The sequence below is a fragment of the Vibrio sp. Y176 genome (assembly GCF_033438945.1).
This window is the reverse complement of the sequence record NZ_JAWOQS010000614.1, coordinates 1-664: the sequence shown is the minus strand read 5'-3', so window position 1 is coordinate 664 and position 664 is coordinate 1. Positions and strand designations below refer to the sequence as shown.

General features: G+C 46.8%; 1 protein-coding gene. It reads left to right on the top strand.

Annotated features, from left to right (window positions below; genetic code table 11):
* Positions 1–46: 46 nt before the first annotated feature.
* Positions 47–664: undecaprenyl-diphosphate phosphatase (locus R7O13_RS27630; protein ID WP_318305292.1), on the top strand; the 618-nt coding region annotated here is incomplete at its 3' end.

Here is a 664-nt window from a genome sequence, read left to right as displayed (position 1 = left end):
TTCACTCAAACCAGTTTCTTTTTCACTTTAAATTTGAGTTGTTTACATGAGTTATTTTGAAGCCTTTATTTTGGCTCTGATTCAGGGACTGACAGAGTTTTTGCCCATTTCCAGCTCTGCGCACTTGATCCTACCCTCTGCCATTTTCGGCTGGGCCGACCAAGGTCTAGCGTTTGATGTGGCAGTACACGTCGGTACATTGATGGCGGTTGTGATTTATTTCCGCCACGAAGTGATCACTTTATTCCGAGCATTGTTTGCTTCGATCTTCAAAGGTGACCGCAGTAAAGAAGCAAAACTGGCATGGATGATCGTGATCGCGACGATTCCGGCGTGTGTGTTCGGTTTGCTGATGAAAGACGTTATCGAAGTCTACCTGCGCAGTGCCTATGTGATTGCGACAACCACCATCGTATTCGGTTTGTTGCTTTGGTGGGTGGATAAGAATGCCAGGCTTGTTGCCGATGAGTACCAAACTGGCTGGAAGAAAGCGGTGTTTATTGGTATTGCTCAAGCACTTGCGATGATCCCTGGAACTTCACGTTCTGGCGCAACGATCACTGCCGCTCTATATTTGGGCTTCACTCGTGAAGCGGCAGCGCGTTTTTCATTTTTGATGTCGATTCCTATCATCACTTTAGCTGGTAGCTACTTGGGCATGAAG